Annotated in this window: 6 protein-coding genes; all 6 read left to right on the top strand. The window is 52.1% G+C overall.

The features are described 5' to 3' along the window. Positions 1 to 62: 62 nt before the first annotated feature. The gene (locus Q8Q07_01660; GenBank protein MDP3878997.1) at positions 63 to 302 is read left to right on the top strand and encodes a DUF2442 domain-containing protein; all 240 of its coding nucleotides are present in this window, start codon (positions 63 to 65) and stop codon (positions 300 to 302) included. A gap of 364 nt (positions 303 to 666) precedes the next feature. Continuing rightward, positions 667 to 1548, top strand: a complete 882-nt coding sequence (gene pdxS, locus Q8Q07_01655) for a pyridoxal 5'-phosphate synthase lyase subunit PdxS (protein ID MDP3878996.1) — start codon at positions 667 to 669, stop codon at positions 1546 to 1548. 1 nt (position 1549) lies between these two features. Next, positions 1550 to 2137 (top strand): pyridoxal 5'-phosphate synthase glutaminase subunit PdxT, encoded by a 588-nt coding sequence (gene pdxT / locus Q8Q07_01650; protein MDP3878995.1) that lies wholly within the window; start codon positions 1550 to 1552, stop codon positions 2135 to 2137. 16 nt (positions 2138 to 2153) lie between these two features. Next, the gene (locus Q8Q07_01645; protein ID MDP3878994.1) at positions 2154 to 3689 is read left to right on the top strand and encodes a R3H domain-containing nucleic acid-binding protein; all 1536 of its coding nucleotides are present in this window, start codon (positions 2154 to 2156) and stop codon (positions 3687 to 3689) included. Between the two features lie 4 nt (positions 3690 to 3693). Continuing rightward, positions 3694 to 4458 (top strand): hypothetical protein, encoded by a 765-nt coding sequence (locus tag Q8Q07_01640; protein ID MDP3878993.1) that lies wholly within the window; start codon positions 3694 to 3696, stop codon positions 4456 to 4458. A gap of 134 nt (positions 4459 to 4592) precedes the next feature. Beyond that, positions 4593 to 4776, top strand: a 184-nt coding sequence (locus tag Q8Q07_01635) for a hypothetical protein (protein MDP3878992.1), incomplete at its 3' end; no start/stop codon positions are given.

Below are 4776 nucleotides of genomic sequence, written 5' to 3'. Positions count from 1 at the left end.
AGAGTTAAGTGAGATTAGAAACCTCATTACGGAAAATTTAGGTGCTCTAAGGAGAAGTTGGGATGAATATTTCAGTTACAAAGACTGAAGCTAAGGCTTCCAAAGTTTGGTTTGATTCTCATATGATGCATGTTCATCTCTTGGATGGGAGAGAAATCAAGGTGCCAATTGAGTGGTTCCCTAAGCTACGCAGCGCCACTGATGAGCAGAAAAAAGATTGGCGACTTATCGGCAGGGGTATCGGAATACATTGGGAAGCTATTGACGAAGATATCTCCGTAGCTTCGTTACTGAGAATTTGAACAGAGTGGTGGCAACCCGGACGGTCCGAGATAAGAAGTTGAAGAGGGGCGCTATCGCCCCTCTTCTCCATTCTTAAGGATATCCGAAAACGATGCATTGTCATACTGAGCACATTCGCTTCGCTCAGTGTAAACTCCGCGAAGTATCCGGGTCGGGGGAAGTATTTGGAATCTATCCTCATCCCCTCCCCCGGATTCTTCAGTCGTCTCGATAGGGGCGGGACTCCTTCAGAATGACATTTCGGACAGCCTCACACAGAGATGGATTTCCAAATCAACCGCCAAAGTTGATAAACATGCCCAACAGTAGTAGAATTTACTTGGTAATAGTCTGAATATGACAGCAGGGGGTGAGAAAACATATATGGAAACAGGAACCTGGAAAGTTAAGACCGGGCTTGCCCAGATGCTCAAGGGCGGCGTCATTATGGACGTGGTCACTCCCGAGCACGCCAAGATTGCCGAAGAAGCCGGCGCATGCGCCGTAATGGCCCTGGAACGGGTCCCGGCTGATATCCGTGCCGCCGGCGGAGTCGCCCGGATGGCTGACCCGACAATCATCGAGGCTATCATGAAAGCGGTCTCCATCCCGGTAATGGCCAAGTGCCGCATCGGGCACTTTGTCGAGGCTCAGGCGCTGGAAGCCCTCGGTATCGACTATATCGACGAGTCGGAGGTACTCACCCCGGCTGATGAGAATCACCATGTCTGGAAGCACGACTTTAAGGTACCCTTTGTCTGCGGTTGCCGTGATCTGGGTGAAGCCCTGCGCCGTATCGGTGAGGGAGCGGCGATGATTCGGACTAAAGGCGAAGCCGGTACCGGCGATATTGTAGAGGCGGTCAGGCACATGCGCGCCGTAATGGACGGCATCCGCAGGCTGGTAAGCGCCCCTCAGGAAGAGCTGATGGCGATAGCCAAGGAGATGGGCGCACCTTTTGAGCTGGTGCTGGAGATACACCAGACCGGCAAACTACCGGTGGTCAACTTCGCCGCCGGAGGGGTAGCTACACCGGCTGATGCCGCCCTGATGATGCAACTTGGCGCCGATGGTATCTTCGTCGGCTCCGGCATCTTTAAGTCGAGCAATCCTGAAGCCAGGGCCAAAGCTTGCGTTAAAGCCACCACTCACTACAAAGACCCGAAGATTATCGCCGAGGTCTCTAAGAACCTGGGAGAGGCTATGACCGGGGAAGATGCCAAGAAAATATCTCCGGAAAAGCTGCTGGCAACCAGAGGGTGGTAGTATGAAAATTGGTGTCCTTGCCGCGCAGGGAGCCTTTGCCGAACACATCACCGTGCTAATCCGTCTGGAAATAGACATCGTACCCGTCCGGCTCCCCCGTGACCTTGATGGACTGGACGGACTAATCATCCCCGGAGGAGAGAGCACCTCCATCAGCAAGCTGATGCGCGACTACAATTTGACCGGCGAGATAAAGAAACTGGCTGAGGATGGACTGCCCGTTTTCGGCACCTGCGCCGGTATGATACTCCTGGCTGATGATGTCCCTGATTCGGAAGTAACCCCGATGGGGCTGATGAACATAAGGGTCAGGCGCAATGCCTTCGGCCGGCAGAAAGAAAGTTTTGAAACTGAGCTTACCGTACCGGCGCTGGGAGAAAAGCCCTATCACGCCGTATTCATTCGGGCGCCAAAAATAGAGCAGGTAGATGGAGGGGTAGAAGTTCTGGCCAAGCTCTCTGACAAAACCGTGGTTGCGGTCAGGCAGGGTAAGCTGCTGGCTACCGCCTTTCACCCTGAACTGACTGACGACTCCAGGTTTCACCGCTATTTTCTGGACATTGTCGCCGGAAAAAGTCCGGCAACATAAGTTCGGGAGGAACGTTTTGCAAAAGGTAATAACCGATGACCTGGATGCCCTGCTCGATATCTTTCCGCCGTACATCCAGCAATCATTAAGTCGCCAGGAGGACAGCCGCGAGCTGATTGAGGTTATCCTGGACCTGGGACGACCCCCTGAAGCCCGTTTTCTACACCGGGAAATAGTTCTCAGCCCTGAAGAAGTTACCGAACAGGATATTGAATACGTGACGTCACATGTCGGCATCTTCAGCGATGACAATCGCGCCGGAATCGAGCGCACTCTGCACCGCATCTCAGCCATCCGCAACCGCCAGGGTCGCATTGTCGGGCTTACCTGCCGGGTCGGCAGGGCAGTTTACGGCACGATAAAGATTATTGAAGACATCATTGAGTCAGGTAAAAGCGTCCTGCTGCTGGGTCGTCCCGGCATCGGGAAGACGACCATGCTCCGCGAGGTCGCCCGGGTGCTGGCGGATGACCTCAAGAAACGGGTGGTCATTGTTGACACCTCAAATGAGATCGCCGGCGACGGGGATATCCCTCACCCGGCAATCGGCCATGCTCGGCGGATGCAGGTAAGCACCCCCAGCAGACAGCACGCCGTAATGATTGAAGCCGTCGAAAACCATATGCCGGAAGTAATTGTTATCGATGAGATTGGCACCGAGCTTGAAGCCCAGGCCGCCCGTACCATCGCCGAGCGCGGCGTGCAGCTTGTCGGCACCGCTCACGGCAACACCCTGGAAAACCTGATTATGAACCCCACCCTCTGCGATCTGATTGGCGGCATCCAGAGCGTCACCCTGGGTGATGAGGAAGCGAAACGGCGGGGCACGCAAAAATCAATACTGGAGCGCACCTCTCCGCCTACCTTTAATATCGTTATTGAAATCCAGGACCGGGATAAAGTAGCCATCCACCCTGATGTTACCCAGGCGGTTGATGCCACCCTGCGCGGTCAGCCACCGGCTACTGAAGTCCGCTGGCTGGACGAGAGCGGAGAGGTTAAAATCGAAAAAGTAGCGCCCCCGGTGACTGCCGCCAGAAAGCCCACCCGGCGCAAGCCATTACCCGAGGAAGGTAAACGGCACAACCTCTACCTCTTCGGCGTCAACAAGGGACGTTTCGAGCAGATGGTAAAAGACGGACAGATGGGCGTGGATATTGTGGAGAATATTAATGATGCCAGTCTCTTTGTCACGTCCAAGCAGCATTACCGCCGTAAGCCGCAGAAGGTCAAGGAGGCGGAAGCGGCCAACTTGCCCATCTATGTCCTCAGAAGCAACACCCCGACTCAAATCAGGCAGTTTATCAATACCTTCTACCGAAGGGAGAGCACCCCGGATGATGCCGGTAACAGACCAAGCTCCCTGCAGACAGCCCTCAGTGAAGCTCAGGACGCGGTCAACCTGGTAATGAACGGGGAGGCGGAGGTGGAGCTAAGTCCCCAGAGCGCCTATATCCGCCGTCTCCAGCACCTCATCGCCGAGAGGAATGAATTAGCCTCCAGAAGCTCCGGCCAGGAACCCCGGCGAAGAGTGCGGATTTATAAGGGATGAGTGGATGAATATGGCTATGGAATTTGTTCGAAAACACCCGCTTCTCTTTACTATTATTGCGCTTGTCTTTGTCACAATTCCTGGCGCCATTGATGCTTGGTGGTCACTTCTGGAAAAGCTCAGAGGGGTGAATATGCCATCCCTAGACCTTGGGCTTTTTTATTGGATGTTTCCTTTATTAGGATTGATTCTCTTTATCATTGTGATATGGCAAATCAGAAGTAGAAGGAACGCAATTATTTCAGACTATGATAACGAGACCATCAGATTAGGCAATTTGCTACGTAATATGATGAATGAGGATATTAGTAAACCCGACGCTTGTCTTCGCGTGGAATTTAGACGTGTACAGATTGGACAAATTAGAAACACGGCCGGTCCCTATTTGGATTTTGAGTTTTCGGTTCTCAGCAGTTCAGTGTATAAGCTGCAATTCAGTAAAGAACCAACGGGTCACATGATTTATGAAGGGCAGCCAATAAAAGATGAGCCTGAGTTCGCCACTGGAAGCTGGATGACTCAAAAGCCAAACTTGTTGAGAAAACAGACAGGCCCAATTGAATTACGTCAATTTCTATTGCCTCAGGTGGCAAGTCATATCATAGATATGTCCGACCAAAAAACCAAACGAGTCAATTTTAATCTTCATCAGATAAATATTCCTATTGACGTGATAAATCCCAATGGCGATGTTGTAAAAGCCTGGAGATGCCCAATTCCAGATGCTTCTTTCTATTTGCCCACGAATGGGCAAATAGCTTTTCCTTAGTAGTTCATAACATGGGAAGTATGCAAATTAAAACGGGATTAAAAGGGGCGAAGCCCCTTTCATAATTTTCTTTCCCCTTCCCCTTATTAAGGGAAAGGGGATAAAGGGGATAGGGTTAGTATATAATGTGAGGTATGGCAAAGCCGAAGGACACCAGACCATACCTCTCCCGTGAGACCGGCACCATCTTTAAAGACTGGGGAGGCCGAATTCCCATCGCCCTCATTTACCCCAACTCCTACTACCTCGGTATGTCCAACCTGGGCATCCACGCCATCTACAGCCTGCTTAACGGTTACGCTGATATCGTCTGCGAAC

It is taken from the genome of Dehalococcoidales bacterium (genome assembly GCA_030698765.1).
Classification (GTDB): domain Bacteria; phylum Chloroflexota; class Dehalococcoidia; order Dehalococcoidales; family UBA2162; genus JAUYMF01.
This window is presented reverse-complemented; position numbering and strand designations above follow the sequence as displayed.

Bases quoted from the DNA above. Each gene is read 5' to 3' on its own strand.
- Q8Q07_01660 (MDP3878997.1), top strand. From the start codon at position 63: ATGAATATTTCAGTTACAAAGACTGAAGCTAAGGCTTCCAAAGTTTGG.
- pdxT (MDP3878995.1), top strand. From the start codon at position 1,550: ATGAAAATTGGTGTCCTTGCCGCGCAGGGAGCCTTTGCCGAACACATC.
- Q8Q07_01640 (MDP3878993.1), top strand. From the start codon at position 3,694: ATGAATATGGCTATGGAATTTGTTCGAAAACACCCGCTTCTCTTTACT.
- pdxS (MDP3878996.1), top strand. From the start codon at position 667: ATGGAAACAGGAACCTGGAAAGTTAAGACCGGGCTTGCCCAGATGCTC.